General features: G+C 56.6%; 12 protein-coding genes. 2 read left to right on the forward strand and 10 right to left on the reverse strand.

The genetic code is table 11. The annotated features are described in order from the left end of the window. Position 1: 1 nt before the first annotated feature. Both D6851_RS10715 and mutS read right to left on the reverse strand, forming a co-directional pair. Positions 2 to 397: a YidH family protein gene (locus D6851_RS10715; RefSeq protein ID WP_120324902.1), complete on the reverse strand. Its 396-nt coding sequence runs from the start codon at positions 395 to 397 to the stop codon at positions 2 to 4. Between the two features lie 42 nt (positions 398 to 439). Next, on the reverse strand, positions 440 to 3,049 hold the full coding sequence (gene mutS / locus D6851_RS10720) for a DNA mismatch repair protein MutS (RefSeq protein WP_183030065.1): 2,610 nt from the start codon (positions 3,047 to 3,049) through the stop codon (positions 440 to 442). Between the two features lie 113 nt (positions 3,050 to 3,162). Between mutS and D6851_RS10725 the strand changes: the two genes are divergently transcribed. Further along, positions 3,163 to 5,427, forward strand: coding sequence for an NADP-dependent malic enzyme (locus D6851_RS10725; protein ID WP_120324903.1), 2,265 nt, complete (start codon positions 3,163 to 3,165; stop codon positions 5,425 to 5,427). Positions 5,428 to 5,577: 150 nt separating this feature from the next. On the opposite strand, the gene D6851_RS10730 is transcribed toward D6851_RS10725, so the two are convergent. From D6851_RS10730 to D6851_RS10745, 4 genes are read right to left on the reverse strand one after another with little or no spacing between them, the layout of a single operon-like run. Beyond that, on the reverse strand, positions 5,578 to 5,934 hold the full coding sequence (locus D6851_RS10730) for a winged helix-turn-helix transcriptional regulator (protein ID WP_183030066.1): 357 nt from the start codon (positions 5,932 to 5,934) through the stop codon (positions 5,578 to 5,580). Continuing rightward, positions 5,921 to 7,363 (reverse strand): efflux transporter outer membrane subunit, encoded by a 1,443-nt coding sequence (locus D6851_RS10735; protein ID WP_120324905.1) that lies wholly within the window; start codon positions 7,361 to 7,363, stop codon positions 5,921 to 5,923. Before D6851_RS10735 ends, D6851_RS10730 begins: the two co-directional genes overlap by 14 nt. Continuing rightward, the gene (locus tag D6851_RS10740) at positions 7,356 to 10,448 is read right to left on the reverse strand and encodes an efflux RND transporter permease subunit (protein WP_120324906.1); all 3,093 of its coding nucleotides are present in this window, start codon (positions 10,446 to 10,448) and stop codon (positions 7,356 to 7,358) included. Before D6851_RS10740 ends, D6851_RS10735 begins: the two co-directional genes overlap by 8 nt. 1 nt (position 10,449) lies before the next feature. Next, the gene (locus tag D6851_RS10745; protein WP_120325096.1) at positions 10,450 to 11,655 is read right to left on the reverse strand and encodes an efflux RND transporter periplasmic adaptor subunit; all 1,206 of its coding nucleotides are present in this window, start codon (positions 11,653 to 11,655) and stop codon (positions 10,450 to 10,452) included. Between the two features lie 207 nt (positions 11,656 to 11,862). Here D6851_RS10745 and soxR point away from each other — a divergent pair, with 207 nt between their 5' ends. Next, positions 11,863 to 12,327: a redox-sensitive transcriptional activator SoxR gene (soxR, locus tag D6851_RS10750; protein ID WP_120324907.1), complete on the forward strand. Its 465-nt coding sequence runs from the start codon at positions 11,863 to 11,865 to the stop codon at positions 12,325 to 12,327. A gap of 73 nt (positions 12,328 to 12,400) precedes the next feature. Here the strand turns inward: soxR and D6851_RS10755 are convergent, their stop codons facing one another. The 4 genes from D6851_RS10755 to D6851_RS10770 are packed head-to-tail and all read right to left on the reverse strand — an operon-like array spanning position 12,401 to position 16,715. Beyond that, positions 12,401 to 13,792 carry an NAD-dependent succinate-semialdehyde dehydrogenase gene (locus tag D6851_RS10755; RefSeq protein ID WP_120324908.1) on the reverse strand — a complete coding sequence of 464 codons (1,392 nt, stop codon included), beginning with the start codon at positions 13,790 to 13,792 and terminating at the stop codon, positions 12,401 to 12,403. A 43-nt stretch (positions 13,793 to 13,835) separates the two neighbouring features. Further along, the gene (locus D6851_RS10760; protein WP_120324909.1) at positions 13,836 to 15,257 is read right to left on the reverse strand and encodes an NAD(P)(+) transhydrogenase (Re/Si-specific) subunit beta; all 1,422 of its coding nucleotides are present in this window, start codon (positions 15,255 to 15,257) and stop codon (positions 13,836 to 13,838) included. A gap of 1 nt (position 15,258) precedes the next feature. Then, positions 15,259 to 15,570 carry an NAD(P) transhydrogenase subunit alpha part 2 gene (locus D6851_RS10765; protein ID WP_238474038.1) on the reverse strand — a complete coding sequence of 104 codons (312 nt, stop codon included), beginning with the start codon at positions 15,568 to 15,570 and terminating at the stop codon, positions 15,259 to 15,261. Next, complete coding sequence (locus D6851_RS10770) at positions 15,567 to 16,715, reverse strand: NAD(P) transhydrogenase subunit alpha (protein WP_120324910.1); 1,149 nt, start codon at positions 16,713 to 16,715, stop codon at positions 15,567 to 15,569. Before D6851_RS10770 ends, D6851_RS10765 begins: the two co-directional genes overlap by 4 nt. Positions 16,716 to 16,726 lie beyond the last annotated feature (11 nt).

The raw sequence follows: 16,726 nt of genomic DNA on the forward strand, positions 1-16,726 counted from the left end.
ATTACGGTCCGATCCGGCCATCATTCAAAACCCAGAAACCGGCAATCAACACCATTGCTCCGACTACCACGGACCAGCTCATCCATCGGATGTTGGGCAGATCCGGTTTGTCTACCTGATGAGTTGAAAGCCGTTCGAACGTTTTACAAGCGCGGTTTTGGGCCGTGATTGCGATGGTGGCACCCAGTAGCACAAACAAGGTGGCTATTGCCTTGGCTAGCCACGGTGGTTCGAAATCGCCAAATACTGCCCTAAAGGCAAGACCGATGCCGATAGCGGCAAAGGCTGTGCGCAGCCATCCGGCGAATGTACGCTCGGTAGCCTGAACCGTCCGGTCTTCGGCAAGATCGGTCCGGTCTTCGGCCAGCTCAGTGGAATTCTTTTGCCCATCGGCCATAGAAATAATCTAGCCGGACCCCCGTTAAAGGCAATCTTCCTTTCAATTTGCGGCTTCGCGCTTCAGTTCATACAGCATGTCCAGCGCTTCACGCGGGCTCAGCGCGTCGACATCCAGAGCCAACAAAGCCGTGCGCAATTGGTCGCATTGTTCTTCTTCTGCCTGTGTTGCGGCGGCGAAGAGCGGGAGTTCTCCCAGACCAGCGGCGAGCCCACCAGTTTCGGCCCGGCCTTTTTCGAGTTTATCGAGCACCATTTTGGCGCGCGACACGACGTCTTTCGGAACACCGGCTAGCCGCGCCACGGCAAGGCCATAGGACTGGTCGGCCGGGCCTTGTGCCAGCTCATGCAGCAGAACCAGATCGCCTTTCCATTCACGCGCCCGCACATGATGGAGTGAAAGCGAATCGCATGTATCGGCAAGCCGGGCCAGTTCGTGATAATGTGTGGCAAAGAGGCAGCGTGAACGATTACGTTCATGCACTGCTTCCACCACTGCCCAGGCGAGTGCCAGACCGTCATAAGTAGACGTACCGCGGCCCACTTCATCGAGAATGACAAAACTGCGCTCGCTTGCCTGCGCCAGAATGGCGGCGGTTTCCACCATTTCGACCATGAAGGTTGAGCGTCCACGAGCAAGATTATCCGATGCCCCGACACGACTGAACAGCCGGTCGACCAGTCCTATAGTGGCTGATGCAGCAGGTACGAAGCATCCTGCCTGCGCTAGCAATACAATTAAGGCGTTTTGCCGCAGAAAAGTCGACTTACCGCCCATATTCGGCCCACCGACCAACCATAGCCTGTCAGCTGGCTGGAGCTGGCAATCATTGGCCACGAAACGCTCTCCATTGGCCATGAGAGCAGCCTCTACCACCGGATGGCGGCCGCCTTTGATATCGAGCACCGTATCTTCTGAAATGGTTGGCCGTGACCAGTCGCCATCGGCGGCTCTTTCTGCCTGTCCGACCGCCACATCGATCCGAGCGAGTGCAGAAGCGGTTTCGGCTATGGTCTGTCTTGCAGCCACGACGGAAAGGGTCAGATCTTCAAAATGGGATTCTTCGGCTGCAATAGCGCGCCCACCTGCTTCGGCAATCCGGCTTGCCTCTTCATGCAGATGGAGCGAATTGAAACGCACCGCATTGGCCATCGTCTGGCGATGCGTGAAATCGCTGTCCGGTGCCATCAGCACTTCAGAATGGCGGCTGGGCACTTCGATGAAATAACCCAGCACGCCATTGTGCTTGATCTTCAGCGAGGAAATGCCGGTCTCTTCGCGGTAGCGCCCTTCGAGAGCGGCAATCGCGCGCCGCGCATTGCCGGAGATACCGCGCAATTCATCGAGTGAAGCATCATAGCCTTCAGCAATATAACCACCCTGGCCACGTTCAGTTGGCGGTGAAGCGATGAGAGCACGGGACAGTAGGTCAATGAGCTCGTCATGTTTGTCGAGCCCGGGCATCAGGCTTGCGAGCAGGGTGGGATGATTGTCGTTTTCATTCAGCCGGTGGCGAATGGCTATACCTTTGGTAAGACCATCGCGAATCTGGCCAAGATCGCGCGGACTACCTCGTCCGGCAACGATTCGGCCCAATGCGCGGCCAATATCAGGGAGACTGCGTAACATTTCGCGCATGTCCCCCCGCAGAATCGCGTCCTGACGAAAATAGTCTACAGCTGACAATCGTTCCTCAATAGCCTGTGCATTGACCAAAGGGGCTGAGAGGTCTTCTACTAGTTGGCGTGCACCCGCGCCGGTAACGCAGCGATCGATAGCGGCAAGCAGACTGCCGGTTCGATTGCCTTGTTGGGACTGAACGATTTCGAGACTGGCTCGCGTCGCTTCGTCCATTGCCATGCTATTATCGCTAGCCCGCAGAACAGGAGGCAGAAGGAAAGGCAATGTGCCTCGTCCGACATGGTCGAGATAGGTAATCAGGCCACAGGCAGCGGCAAGCATGGGGCGGCTGAATTGGCCGAATCCATCGAGTGTCGAGACACCATGAAGAGCTTTCAGCCGGTTCTCACCCTCATCGCTCGAAAAATCTTGGTTCGCACGAGGAATGGCCTGATTCAAAACTATGTCTGTTTCCGCAAGCCAGCTGTCGGGAGCAACAAGCTCGCTTGCTCCTATCCGGGCAAGTTGGGCATGAAGCCGCTCAGGTGCGCATTCTTCGAGTTCCATCCGTCCGGTGGAAATATCGCAGGATGCGATACCGCAAGTTCCGCGAAGTTCGACTATCGCGGCGAGCATGTTGGCGCGGCGCGGTTCGAGCAGGGCTTCCTCAGTCAGCGTGCCTGCGGTAACGAAACGTACAATATCACGCTTTACCAGTGCTTTGGAGCCGCCGCGTTTCTTTGCTTCTTCCGGCGTTTCCACCTGCTCGGCAATAGCGACCCGGCAGCCTGCCCTGATAAGGCGCGCGAGATAACTTTCTGCTGAATGGACCGGCACGCCGCACATGGGCACCGGCTCTCCATGATGTTCGCCGCGTGTGGTCAGAGCAATATTGAGCACGCTACTTGCGGTCTTGGCATCGTCGAAAAAGAGTTCGAAAAAGTCGCCCATGCGGTAAAACAGCAGACAATCTTCTGCCTCTTGTTTGAGAGCGAGATATTGCGCCATCATCGGTGTTGCGGAACCTGCCATAATCTTCCGGTAGCGATCCTTGCAAAGATTCGGAATGGGGTTCAGGGAGCTTTCCCCTACCGCTTTTCGTTAGGGGCGTTTAAGCAGCCGCCAGAGACAGGAGTTAAAGAGCTTTGGCCGAACAAGACAATTCGAGTTTCACCACCCGCGAAGCGCTTTTCTATCACAAGGCAAAGCGCCCGGGTAAGATCGAGATTATCGCCTCCAAGCCCATGGCGACCCAGCGCGATTTGTCGCTGGCTTATTCGCCCGGTGTGGCAGCGCCGGTTGAGGCTATCGCAGAAGATCCGGCGGCGGCTGCCGATTATACGGCACGATCCAATCTGGTAGCAGTGATTTCCAACGGTACCGCGATTCTCGGCCTTGGCAATCTTGGTGCGCTTGCTTCCAAGCCGGTGATGGAAGGCAAGTCGGTACTGTTCAAGCGTTTTGCCGATGTCGACTCAATGGATATCGAACTCGACACCGAAGATCCTGAAGCTTTCATCAATGCCGTTGCTTTGATGGAACCGACTTTTGGCGGTATCAATCTGGAAGATATAAAGGCGCCGGAATGTTTCATCATTGAGCAGACTCTGCGTGAGCGGATGAATATTCCGGTGATGCATGACGATCAGCACGGCACAGCGATCATTGCCACGGCGGGCCTTATCAATGCCTGTCATCTGACAGGGCGCAAGCTCGAAGATGTGAAGATGGTGGTCAACGGGGCTGGCGCATCGGCCATCGCCTGCACTGCGCTTATCAAGGCGATGGGCGTTCGACATGAAAATGTCACTATGTGCGACCGGGACGGCGTGATTTATCGTGGGCGTGAAAAAGGGATGGATCAGTGGAAGAGCGCGCATGCGATCGACACCGACGCCCGCACACTTGCTGACGCGCTTGATGGTGCTGATATCTTCCTCGGTCTGTCTGCCGGTGGCGCGTTGAAGCCTGAATTGCTCGCAAAGATGCAGGATAAACCGATCATCTTTGCGATGGCTAATCCGACCCCTGAAATCTGGCCGGACGAAGCCAAGAAGGTGCGCCCGAATGCCATTATCGCTACAGGTCGTTCGGATTATCCAAACCAGGTCAATAATGTGCTTGGCTTCCCCTTCATTTTCCGTGGTGCGCTGGATGTGCAGGCTACGGCGATCAATGAAGAAATGAAGATGGCCGCTGCGGAAGCTATTGCCGAACTCGCACGTGAGCGTGTGCCGGAAGAGGTTGCTGCTGCTTACGGCAAAAATCACCGTTTTGGCACCGAATATATCATTCCCGCCCCGTTCGATCCGCGTCTGATGGAGCGTGTATCGGCTGCTGTTGCCAAAGCGGCGATGGATACCGGTGTAGCCAAGGCTCCGATCGAGGATCTGGAAGCCTACAAAATGAAGCTCAAGGCACGGCTCAATCCCACGACTTCGGTGCTGACACAGGTCTATGCTGATGCGCAGGCTCACCCTAAACGGGTTGTTTTTGCCGAGGCGGAAGAAGAAGTGACTCTGCGTGCGGCTATCCAGTTTCGTGATTTCGGATATGGCACGCCGGTTCTGGTCGGTCGGACACAGGCAGTGGTTACCAAGCTCAAGGAACTGGGCGTGGCCCACCCTGAAGCTTTTGAAATTCAGAACTCGGCGGATTCACCCTATGTGCAGGAAATGGTGGATTATCTCTATCAGCGCCTTCAGCGCCGCGGCTTTATGGAACGCGATGTGCGCCGGATCGTCAATCAGGACCGCAACATCTTTGCCAGTGCCTTGGTCGCGCTGGGGCATGGCGACGCGATGATTTCAGGCCTTACCCGGCCTTTTGCACAGACCATGAAGGAAGTGCGTCACGTGCTCGATCCCAAGCCGGGCGGCATGCCTTTCGGGGTTCATCTGATGATCGGTAAGAACAAAACCGTGTTCCTTGCCGATACCACCATCAATGAGAGACCTACGGCTGAGGAACTGGCACATATCGCCAAGGAAACCGCCGCTGTGGCACGTCGTCTCGGCCATGAACCACGTGTTGCCTTCCTGTCCTATTCGACCTTTGGTAACCCGGCGGGACGCTGGTTGGAAAATCTGCGCGGTGCAGTACATATTCTCGATCAGGAAAAGCCCAATTTCGAATATGAAGGCGAAATGGGTCCCGATGCGGCGCTCAACCCGGTCATCATGGCGAATTATCCATTTAGCCGCTTGTCGGCTCCGGCCAACGTACTGATTATGCCGGGTCTGCAGTCGGCCAATCTTTCGTCCAAGCTGCTACGCGAACTGGGTGGCAATTCAGTGATTGGTCCAATGCTGATCGGCATGGAAAAGCCGGTTCAGATCGCTCCTATGACGGCAGCAGCTCCCGATATTCTGACGCTTGCCGTGCTCGCGAGTGCCGGTGTCGTGAAATAGATAACGTCTTTAAAGACAGATAAAAATCGGCCCGACCGGATTTCTCCGGCCGGGCCTTTTTTGGCTCTCACAAAGAGAGCCGGTCTGGCATGCTCGGCCTTGAGGGGTGGGGAGGGCCGTGCCGCCAGAAATTGGTATACCTTGTATGGCCTAGGACTCCTCCGGATGCGTCAGACATGTATTGGCCCATTGTCCGACTTCGCGAAGAGCCGCCAGACTGGCGGTCCCTTTCGGGCTAAGAGCATAATGCACATAGATGGGAGGATCGCAGGACACGTCGCGCTGGACGAGGCCCGCCTCCTGTAATTCGCGCAATCGCTTGCTAATCATACGCTGGCTCGCACCGGTGGAACGTACGATTTCATTGAAGCGCAGTGCCCCCCTTTGAAGTTCCCAGAGGATTGCACCGCTCCATTTCGTACCGATCACGCGCGTACCCTGTTCTATGGCGTCGCTACCAGGCGCAGGGCTTTCATCAGACTGTTCAGCGGTGTTATTGCTGGGCATCAGTGGTTTCCTCCATGGATTGCCATCCGCCGCCCAATGCTTTGAACAGATCAACACGATCGGAGCTGAGTGTCTGAATCGAAGAGGCATAGGATGCTCTTGCTTCCAGTAAATCTTGCTGTGCGGTCAGCACGTCCAGATAAGCGACTGACCCGGCGCGATAACGCAAATTGGCCAGCTTGAAGGCATTTTCCGAACGATCCCGTGCTTCACGCAAAGATTGCAGACGTTCGCCTTCATTCTCGACAGTGGTAAGTGCCTGTTCGACTTCCTTCAGGGCGGTCAGTACCTGCCCGTCGAAACTGGCGAGCGAGGCTTCACCTTGCGCTTCGGCTTGCCGCAGGCGCGCCCTGGCAACGCTCATATTGGGGAAACTCCAGGAAATGAGCGGGCCGAGCGAGAAGGAGAAGGAATCGCTGCCTTTCACATCATCGTTGCGAAGGAAATTACCCGTCGCACCGAGTGAGATCCGGGGATAAAGATCTGCCGTCGCCACACCGATCCGGGCAGTGTCGGCCGCAAGCTGTCTTTCTGCAGCGCGCAGGTCGGGGCGGCGGCGCAACAACGCTTCTCCGTCTCCGATCGGCAGGCGTGAGACGCTCATGTCCGGCGGCGTTGTGCACTGACTGGCGATACCTGGCACTTCTGCAGGCGTGGCTCCCAGGAGAGCTGCCAGTTCGAACTGCGCAACGCGCCGTTGTGCGCGGATCGTGGGCAACTGCGCCTGAGCCCGGGCATAAGCGGCAGCAGCGCGTTCGACTTCGAGCCGCCCAGCCGCCCCTGCTTCCTGCCGTTGCCGGATCAGTTTCAGCGAATCCTGACTGGTCTTGATGGATTCTTCGGCGATGGTCTGTGCGAGGCCAAGAGTGCAGATATTGAGATAGCTGCGCGTTGTTTCTGCTGCCACGGTGACGCGCACAGCATCGCGTGCCGCCTTGCTGGCCTGTGCATCGGCATTGGCTGCCCGAATGGCATTGCCTATGCGTCCGAACAGGTCGGCTTCCCATGACACATTCCCCGATCCCAGAACCGAGAACTGGCTGTCGCTGAACGTACCACCTCCTGCTTGCCCGTTCGCCCCGGGCAGTGAGTCGCCATAAGTGGCGCCGCCGCTAAGCGTGGTGGAAGGCAGGCGACCTGCACGCGCTTCTTTGAGAACCGCATTGGCTCTCTTTAGATTTGCATCCGCGACGCGCAGGTCGGTATTGGCCGAGAGCGCTTGCTGGACCAGCCGGTCCAGAGCAGGATCGTCATAGAGTTGCCACCACCTGTCGGGCAGCGGCACTGACGGATCGAAATCCGTTGCCTGGGTCACAAAGCCACCCTGTTCATCCGGCAGTGTCGGTTGCGCAGGGGGCGCGTAATCGGGCACTGTTGCGCAGGCAGCCAGCAAAGGAAGCGCCGCTATCGTCAAAAAGCCTTTACGCATGGGCCGGACCTCCTTCCGAAGCATTGTTTTCTTCGCCTGCCGTTTCATGAGGCTTTCTGGCACTCTTACGGTGGTCAGCGGCAATGAATGTGTAGATCGTCGGCAGCACAAACAGGGTGAAGAGCGTGCCGATCAGCAGTCCCATCACGACCACTACACCGATGGCGAAGCGGCTGGCAGCACCGGCCCCTCCGGCAAAGATCAGTGGAACCAGTCCGGCGACCATGGCTGCGGTCGTCATCAGAACCGGGCGCATACGAACAGCCGCAGCATGTCGTATAGCTTCAACCCGGCTCCAGTCTTCATGACGTTGCATGTCATTGGCAAAGGACACCATCAGAATACCATGTTTGGAAATCAGCCCGATCAGAGTGACGAGACCGATCTGCGTGTAAATGTTGAGGGTGGTGAAGTTCAGATAAAGCGGTGCCAGAGCTCCGCACACAGCCAGCGGCACCGTCACCAGAATGACCAGCGGATCGCGAAAGCTGTTGAACTGAGCGGCAAGCACCAAAAAGATCACGACCATCGCGAAAGCGAAAGATACGGTCAGGCGATTGCCTTCTTTCACATATTGTCGGCTGTCAGACATCCAGTCGATGGTGGTTCCATCTGGTAAAGGTTGGCTTTGCAGGAAGTCCACCGCTTCACCCATGGTGACCCCCGGTGCCAGCACGGCCGACAGGGTTGCCGAATTCATCTGGTTGAACTGCGGCAGCAGGTTGGGTTCGGGTTTGACGGAGATATCGACCACATTGGATAGCGGAACCATGTCCCCTGAGGCGGTACGGACGTAATATTGTCCCAGATCTTCCGGAGAAAGACGTTTATCCTGAGGAACCTGCGTGATGACATCGTAGGAACGGTCGAACCAGTTGAAGCGGTTAACGTAATTCTCACCGACGAGCAGAGCCAGCGTATCGGCAATGTCCGACATTTTTACGCCCAGCTCACCTGCTTTACTGCGATTGATCGTCACGTGAGCCGAAGGGCTGTCGAAAGCGAGGTCGCTATCGACAAAGGCAAACAGGCCGCTGCCCCATGCCGCACCTTTGAGCTGTTGCAATGTGCTGTAGATGGCAGAGAAATCATCGGGTGATTTGATAACCATCTGTACAGGCAGGCCGCCACTGCCGGCAGGCAGCGGGCTGGGCTGGAACGCGGTCGAATAAACCCCGGTCACACTGCCGGTTTTTGCCGCCAGTTCTGCCTGAATGGCATTAGAGTCACGATCCCGCTCCGCCCAGTCCTTTAGAACTACGCCGCCAAAGCCGATCGATGCGCGATCCAGACCGACAGTAAAGAAGCTGTTGGCAAATTCAGGAAGAGTCTGAAATATTCCGTCGACTTCCGAGCTGAACTTACGCGTATAGTCGACGCTGGCATATTGGGGGGCTTTCGTCTGGACGAAAACATATCCCATATCTTCTTGCGGAGCGAGTTCACTCTGCGTCCCGGCGAACAGGACCACAATGGTCCCGAGAATGGCCACACAGGCAATCAGCACTGCCGCGCGGGCCTTGAGCGTTTTACGTAACAGACTATCATAGGTGCGGGTGACCTTATGCATCGTCCGTTCGACGCCCTGAGCAAAACGACCTTCCGTGATTTGGGCATTGAGCAGCCAGCCACTCATCATCGGAGACAATGTGAGTGCGACCACGCCTGATACGATGACCGAACCGGCCAGAGTGAAAGCAAATTCCTTGAATAATGCACCGGTCAGCCCGCCCATCAGACCGATAGGAGCATAGACCGCAGCCAGTGTCAGCGTCATGCCGATCACGGGGCCGATGATTTCACGTGCACCGATAATGGCGGCCTCGAAAGGCGATTTACCTTCTTCGATATGCCGGTGAATATTCTCCACTACGACGATAGCGTCATCGACCACCAGGCCGATAGCGAGAACCATGGCCAGCAAGGTAAGCAGATTGATCGAAAAGCCGGTCATATACATCAACGCTGCTGTTCCGAGCAGCGACAGCGGGATAGTCACAATCGGAATGATGACGGCCCGCGCGCTGCCGAGGAACAGGAAGATCACGATGATAACGATGATTACCGCTTCCAGCAGTGTGTGTTCGACTTCTTCGATCGAAGCGTCAACGAATTGCGCTGTGTCGAAACTGCTTTTGATTTCCATGCCAGTCGGCGCGGAAGCGCGGATCTGAGGCAGGAGATTATTGACTGCCTTGACGATTTCCAGCGGGTTGCCGTCCGGTGTCGGAGTGATTGAAATGAAGACAGCTTTCTTACCGGAAGCGATTGCCTTCGTATTGTAGTTCTGACTGCCCAGTTCGACGTTGGCGACATCGCCCAGACGAACCACATTACCGTTTTCTTCCTTGATGACCATGTCGCGGAAGGATTGTGCATCGCGTGTATCGGTCGCTGCGGTGATATTGAAAGCGGTGCTGGCGCCCTTAAGCTGACCTGGAGAGGCCTGCACGTTATTGGCCCGTAAAGCAGCGGCAATATCATCTGCCGTGAGACCACGCGCAGTCAGCTTGTCGGGTGACAGCCAGATGCGCATGGCTGGCGGCGCACCCCCGTCAATATTGGCTGAAGCCACACCAGGCACTGCAGTAATCAGTGGCTGAGCGATACGCGTCGCAAAATCGACCATTTGCGCGGAATCGATATCGTCGCTTGCAAAGGAAATATACTGAATGGCCGAGGCACCGTCGGTGATCTTGGAAATCACCGGATCGAACACACCTTCGGGCAGACGATATTTGACTTCCTGCACTTTCGACAGAATTTCGGTCATCGAACGGTCGGCATCGGCATTCAGCACGAGTTTCGCGGCAATATGGCTTTTGCCTTGCGTGGAATTGGATGTGATATATTCGATGCCGCTGGCGGTCGAAATGGATTGTGCGATTGGCGTCGTCACGAAGCCCTGCATCACATCCTGTGTGGCCCCCGGGAAAGAGGTGTCGATAGTGATCGTCGCGCTTTCCATAGCCGGATATTGCCGAACCGGCAGGCTGAGTATGGCACTTAGCCCGGCGAGAAAAATCAGCACGCTGACCACGATCGCCACCGTCGGGCGGCGAATGAACAGGTCGGTAAAACGCATCTCACTGCCCCTCTGATGGTGCGGCTTCGGCCGACTTTTTGGGCTTGGCCGAGGATGCGGTTCCGTTCGTCGACACGAGATTGGAGACAGCCAGATCGGCGCCCGGTTGGACACGGAGCTGACCCTGTGTGACGATCACATCGCCTGGTTTGATACCGCTTTTGATGACAACGGATTCACCGACGCGGCGGCCTGTCTTGACCGGGACGAATTCAGCTTTGCCTTTCTTGCGGGCGGTTTCGCCACGGATGACGACCACACTATCGCCTTGTGCCGATGTCTGGATTGCGGTGAGGGGAAGGACAATGACACCCTTTTCAGGTGCCAGCATCACCGAGGCGGTGACATACATGCCCGGCCGCAAATTCTGCCCCGGATTGGGTAGAGTAGCCTGCACACGGACATTGCGAGTGCCTTCATCGATCTTGGGATCAAGAGCATTGATCTTCGCGGTGAAGGTCTGCCCCGGAAAGGCATCGGTTACCACATTCACTTCCGTACCCGGTTCGAGTTTTGCCAGATCCTGTTGTGGAAGCGAGAAATCGACATAAAGCTGATTCAGCGCAGTCAGCGAGGCAACAGGAGCGCCCGCATTAAGATACTCGCCTGGATCAATCTGGCGAATGCCCAGCTTGCCGGAAAAGGGAGCCAGAATGCGTTTTTGCCGGATGCGAGCATCAAGCTGTGCGACAGCGGCTTCCGCTTCCTGAAGTTGTGAGCGCCGTTCCTGCAGCAATTCCTGCGATTCCGCTCCGGTAGGAGCGAGTTCTTCAGAACGCTTGAGCTGAAGACGGGCAAATTCGGCTCGCGCCTGCGCCGCTTTACGATCTGCGATTTCGGGGCCTGCATAAAGATTCACCAACGGAGCGCCGGAGCGGACATAATCACCCGAATTGAAATGGATCGATGAGACCCGCCCGGCCACTTCGGGGGCCAGAAGAACTTCACGCACTGCACTGAGACTGCCCACGGCATCCAGAGAAACCGGCACATCGCTCGTCTTCGCGACCATGGCGGTCACGGGAACTTCCTGCGCCTGCCAGGCTTGCCCGCCGCTGCGCATCATTCGCCAGAAATACAGCGCGCCGATGATCAGCGCGAGCACGACAATAGTTATAATGATTGTCCGCCGCAGTGATGCGGGACGTTCGTCTTTCAGCAATTTATCATTGCCTTCATCATCAATGAGTTCACGGCCATCGGTCATCGGCTCGGCTCCTGCTGCATCCCGCTTATTGGCGAGATTGAGAAACGGGACGGGCAGGCCAGACGGGGCCTCCACCGAGCGGGCTGGAATGGGCGTTTCATGTCGGCTCCTGTTGCTACTCACACCCAATAAGGCGGAGTTGTTATTCTTTGCCGACCGGGCTAATACAACCTCAACATTGGTTGAGGTCAAGAGAAAAAGTTACATATGGTAAGCAGTGAAAAGGTGATGACGGTGGGGGAAGTCGCCAAACGCAGCGGCGTTCCGGTGTCGACTATTCATTTCTATGAGAAAAAGGGGCTGATCGAAGGCTGGCGTAGTGCAGGCAATCAGCGGCGCTATCCGCGTCGTATTCTGCGCCGGATCGCGATCATCCGGATTGCACAAAGAGCGGGAATCCCTCTGGCACGAATCGGCGAGCATCTGGCGCAATTGCCCAGTGAAAATATAACAGCCACACAATGGCATGAGCTGAGTGCCGAATGGCGGAGCGAACTGGATCAACGCATTGTCAGTCTGATCCAGCTGCGCGATCAGCTTGAAGGTTGTATCGGTTGCGGCTGTCTGTCGCTCAAGGACTGCCCTTTGCGCAATCCCGAAGATGAACTGGCGCAGGAAGGGCCGGGCGCGCGACTGCTTGAAGCCGAAATAGAGGCTGTGCGCAGCACATAATGAAAGCGGAGCGCTTCTTGCGCTCCGCTTTCATATTCATCTTTATATTTCTTGCGGAGCTGGCCTGTCTTGCTCAGAAAGGTGCGTCGATATCGACGACATCGATCAGCTTGTGATTGACGAATTCCTTGAGACCCAGTCCGAGCAATTCACGGCCATAACCTGACCGGCGTATACCGCCGAACGGTAAATCGGCTTCAACCTTTGTTGGATGGTTGACGAAAACCATGCCGGTCGAAATGCGTTTCGCCACTTCAGCGCCATGTGCCGTATCTGATGTGAAGACGGAGCCGCCCAGTCCGAAGGGTGAATCATTGGCGATGCGCACGGCATCATCCTCATCTTTCGCGCGGAAGAGCATTGATACGGGGCCGAAAAACTCCCAGTGGCGGGCTGGGTTGTCTGCACCCAGATCGGTCAGAATCGTGGGCTGTACGAAAGCTCCCTGATTGGGAACAGGCGGGCCGACTTCCTCTGCCTTGGCACCAAGCTTCACAGCTTCGCGAATCTGTTCCTTCACATCGTCTGCCGCGCCTTGTGAAGAAAGTGGAGCGAGCGTGGTGGCGGGGTCCATCGGATCGCCTGCGACGAGTCCGGCAACACCCTTGCGATAGCGGGTAAGAAACTCGTCATAGACTTCATCGACAACGATCATGCGCTTGGACGATACACAGACCTGTCCACCGTTCCAGTGCCGGCCGAACACGGCCCAGTCGGTCGTCTTGTCGAGATCTGCATCGGCGAGCACGACGAAAGCATCGGCGCCGCCCAGTTCCATCGTCGATTTCTTGAGCGCCTTGCCGGCTTGGGCGGCAACCACGGCGCCAGCACCTTCGGAACCGGTCAGGGCCACACCATGCACGCGCGGATCGTTGAGGATCATCTCGATCTGCGAACGTGTGGCATAGAGGTTGGTGAAAGCACCTTTGGGCAGGCCGGCCTTTGCCATCAGCTCTTCGAAAGCAGCTGCGCTTTGCGGCACATTGGACGCATGTTTCAGCAGCAATGTATTCCCGGCTGAAAGCTGCGGCGCAAGAATGCGGGCGATCTGGTAATAGGGGAAATTCCAGGGCTCGATGGCGAGGAGCACGCCGAGCGGTTCATGCACCAGCATTGCATCGCCTTCAGCCGGATCGAGCACTGGCAATTTTTCCGGGGCCAGCAGTTCTTCGGCATGGCGGACGTAATATTCGAAAATCTTGGCCGACAGTTCGATTTCGGCTTTCGCTTCGGAAAAGAGTTTCCCCATTTCCAGCGTCAGGATTTTTGCATATTTATCGCTCTCGCTGCGCAGTATATCCGCTGCCTTCTGAAGAATACGCCCGCGTTCGGCAAAAGAGGTTTCCCGCCAGCTGTGGAATGCTTTATCTGCCGCATCGATAGCCGCACGCACTTCCGTGTCGCTGGCATCGGGGAAAGTAGCGACCGTTTCGCCCGTATAGGGATTGATGGTCTGATACGCCATTATACGTCTCCTCTTCAAATAGATTGCCGAGCCCCGTTGCTTCTTATGCGGCTGCTGCGAGATCCTTTACCGACTGAACCATCTGGGTCAGAACAGCTTGTGCATCGCCATAGACCATCGAGCAGTTCTCCTGATAAAACAGTATGTTCTCCACGCCTGAATAGCCTTTCCCCTGTCCGCGCTTGATGACATAGACTTGCCGGGCCTTATCCGCGTCGAGGATTGGCATGCCGTAAATGGGCGAGGATGTGTCTGTCCGCGCCGAGGGGTTCACCACATCATTGGCGCCAATCACCAGCGCGACATCGGTGTTGGGGAAGTCCTCATTAATGTCGTCCATGTCGTAGATGATATCGTAAGGCACACCGGCTTCGGCCAGCAGCACATTCATATGGCCCGGCATCCGGCCCGCCACCGGGTGGATGGCGAATTTCACATCGACATCGGCCGCTTGCAGCAATTTGACGAATTCGTAGAGCTTCTGCTGCGCCTGCGCGACCGCCAGACCGTAGCCGGGAATAATAATGACGCTGGAAGAGTAGCGCATATTGATGGCCGCATCGCCCGGATCGGTCGATGTCATTTGACCCTGCACGTCCCCGCCACCCGCTGCCGCCGTGTCTCCAAAGTTCGAGAACAGCACATTGGTAAGCGACCGGTTCATCGATCTGGCCATCAGTAATGTGAGCAGTGTACCTGCCGAACCGACTACCATGCCGGCGATCATTAGCGCGGGGTTTTGCAGTGCGTAGCCTTCAAGGCCCACGGCAAGACCGGTGAAAGCATTGTAGAGCGAAATCACAACCGGCATATCCGCTCCGCCAATCGGCAGGGTCATCATAATGCCGAAGAGCAGCGCGCCGATAAAGAACACCACGGCAAGTGTGACGGCTGCGGGGGTACCATGAAGCGCAACAGCCGCTGCTGCAATGGCCAGTGTGGCCACGAATATCAGCCCGTTGAGGACGCGCTGCCCCGGAAAACGCAATGGCTTTCTGATCCGTCCGTCCAGCTTGGCCCAGGCAATGACAGAGCCGGTTAGAGAGATCGAACCGATCAAAGCGCCGACGAAAGTGACAGCGAGCAGGACTCCACCCGGGTTGGTGGAATCTGATAGTTCGACTGCAGCGATAGCTGCCGCTGCGCCGCCGCCCATACCGTTATAGAGCGCCACCATCTGCGGCATGGCGGTCATTTCAACCTTGCCGCCGCGCCACCATGCCCAGCCACCACCAGCCACCAGAGCAATGATGGCAAGACCAAGATTGGTCATCAAATGCGACCGTGCAGCTTCTTCCAGATTAAACAGGACGAGGAAGCTGGCCGCCACTGCCACGATCATGCCGATGCCGGCAGTCACGATTCCGGACAGAGCGGTGACTGGAGAAGCCATCCGCTTGAGGCCGAAAATGAACAGGACGGCGGCAAGGAAACCGCTCAGCCCGGTAATATGCTGTGCGATCATTTTACTGGTCCTTTTCGCCGCTCGACTTGAACATGGCGAGCATTCTGTCGGTCACGACATAACCGCCCGCTGCATTAGCGGCGCCAAGCGCCACGCCCAGAAAGCCAATGATCTGCGCAAAAAGCGTGGTGGCATTGAGCAACGCATGAAGGGCGCCGACTACCACAATGCCGTGAATGAAGTTCGACCCGGACATAAGGGGGGTATGCAGGATAGAGGGCACCCGGCTGATGACTTCATAGCCGGTAAAAGCGGCCAGCATGAAAATATACAGGGCGATCAGCCAGGTCATGGAGGTGTCGACAGGTATCATGTGGTCTCCTGCTTCGCGGGGGCGATTTCAATGGCTTTACGCAGCGCATCATTGCGGATTGTACCGTCATGAATGGCAATTGTGCCGGCGATCACGTCATCCTCGAAATCGAGTTGTATGGCGCCGTCTTTGACAACCAGACCAAGCAGGTTGAGGATATTTTTGGCATAAAGTTCGCTTGCATGCTGAGCGAGCGCGGAAGGTACGTTGAGCGGTGCGATGATGGTGGCTGGGCCGCTGGTGATAGTTTCCCCGGGCTTGCTATCCGCGCAATTGCCACCTCCTTCGGCACCGAGATCGACGATCACCGCACCGGGTTTCATGGATGCGACCTGCGCCGAAGAGATCAGTCTGGGAGACGGGCGGCCTGGCACCGAAGCGGTGGTGACGATCATATCGGCTTCGGCGATATGCTGCGTCAGGACTTTTTCGACCTGGGCCTGTTCTTCCGCTGTCAACTCGCGCGCGTAACCACCTTCGCCGCGTGCATCCACCCCGGTGTCAACGAACTTGGCACCTAGCGAATGCGCCTGTTCCGCCGTTTCGGGGCGCACATCGTAACCTTCAGTAATCGCGCCGAGTCTGTGCGCGGTTGCGAGGGCAGAAAGTCCGGCCACTCCAAGCCCCATTACCAATACCTTTGCGGCACGTAGCGACCCGACCGCAGTGGTCATCATGGGGATAATGCGCGGCATATGGACTGCCCCCAGCAGCGGCGCATAATAACCGGCGAGCGCAGCCTGACTGGACAACACGTCCATGGATTGTGCCCGGCTTATCCGCGGAATTAATTCCATCGCGAAAGCGGTGATCTTGCGTTCTTTTAAAGCATTCACCAGCCTTGGATGACTGGTCCCGTAAAGTTGTGAGATCAGGATGGCGCTGGGTTTCATCGCGCTAACGATGTCCGGCGGGGGCGGCTGGACGGAAAGAACGATATCGGCCTTTGCCAGCAATGCTGTCCTGTCACTTTCGATTGTGACATTCTTATAGGCTGAATCAGGGAAATGCGCGGCTTTGCCGGCGTCTGCTTCAAGTGTCAGTGCAGCACCCTGCCGTTCCAGCCGGGATATGACAGCCGGGACCATCGCCACTCGCTTTTCGTCCGCTTCGGTTTCCTTCAGAATAGCAATGGTAATGGGCATAAAATTCCGGA

The sequence above is a fragment of the Altericroceibacterium spongiae genome, from assembly GCF_003610805.1.
In the GTDB taxonomy this organism is placed as follows: domain Bacteria; phylum Pseudomonadota; class Alphaproteobacteria; order Sphingomonadales; family Sphingomonadaceae; genus Altericroceibacterium; species Altericroceibacterium spongiae.

Bases quoted from the DNA above. Each gene is read 5' to 3' on its own strand.
- D6851_RS10730 (WP_183030066.1), bottom strand. From the start codon at position 5,934: ATGCCCAGCAATAACACCGCTGAACAGTCTGATGAAAGCCCTGCGCCT.
- D6851_RS10765 (WP_238474038.1), bottom strand. From the start codon at position 15,570: ATGATACCTGTCGACACCTCCATGACCTGGCTGATCGCCCTGTATATT.
- D6851_RS10715 (WP_120324902.1), bottom strand. From the start codon at position 397: ATGGCCGATGGGCAAAAGAATTCCACTGAGCTGGCCGAAGACCGGACC.
- D6851_RS10760 (WP_120324909.1), bottom strand. From the start codon at position 15,257: ATGATCGCACAGCATATTACCGGGCTGAGCGGTTTCCTTGCCGCCGTC.
- D6851_RS10755 (WP_120324908.1), bottom strand. From the start codon at position 13,792: ATGGCGTATCAGACCATCAATCCCTATACGGGCGAAACGGTCGCTACT.
- D6851_RS10745 (WP_120325096.1), bottom strand. From the start codon at position 11,655: ATGACCGATGGCCGTGAACTCATTGATGATGAAGGCAATGATAAATTG.
- mutS (WP_183030065.1), bottom strand. From the start codon at position 3,049: ATGGCAGGTTCCGCAACACCGATGATGGCGCAATATCTCGCTCTCAAA.
- D6851_RS10770 (WP_120324910.1), bottom strand. From the start codon at position 16,715: ATGCCCATTACCATTGCTATTCTGAAGGAAACCGAAGCGGACGAAAAG.
- D6851_RS10740 (WP_120324906.1), bottom strand. From the start codon at position 10,448: ATGCGTTTTACCGACCTGTTCATTCGCCGCCCGACGGTGGCGATCGTG.
- soxR (WP_120324907.1), top strand. From the start codon at position 11,863: ATGGTAAGCAGTGAAAAGGTGATGACGGTGGGGGAAGTCGCCAAACGC.
- D6851_RS10735 (WP_120324905.1), bottom strand. From the start codon at position 7,363: ATGCGTAAAGGCTTTTTGACGATAGCGGCGCTTCCTTTGCTGGCTGCC.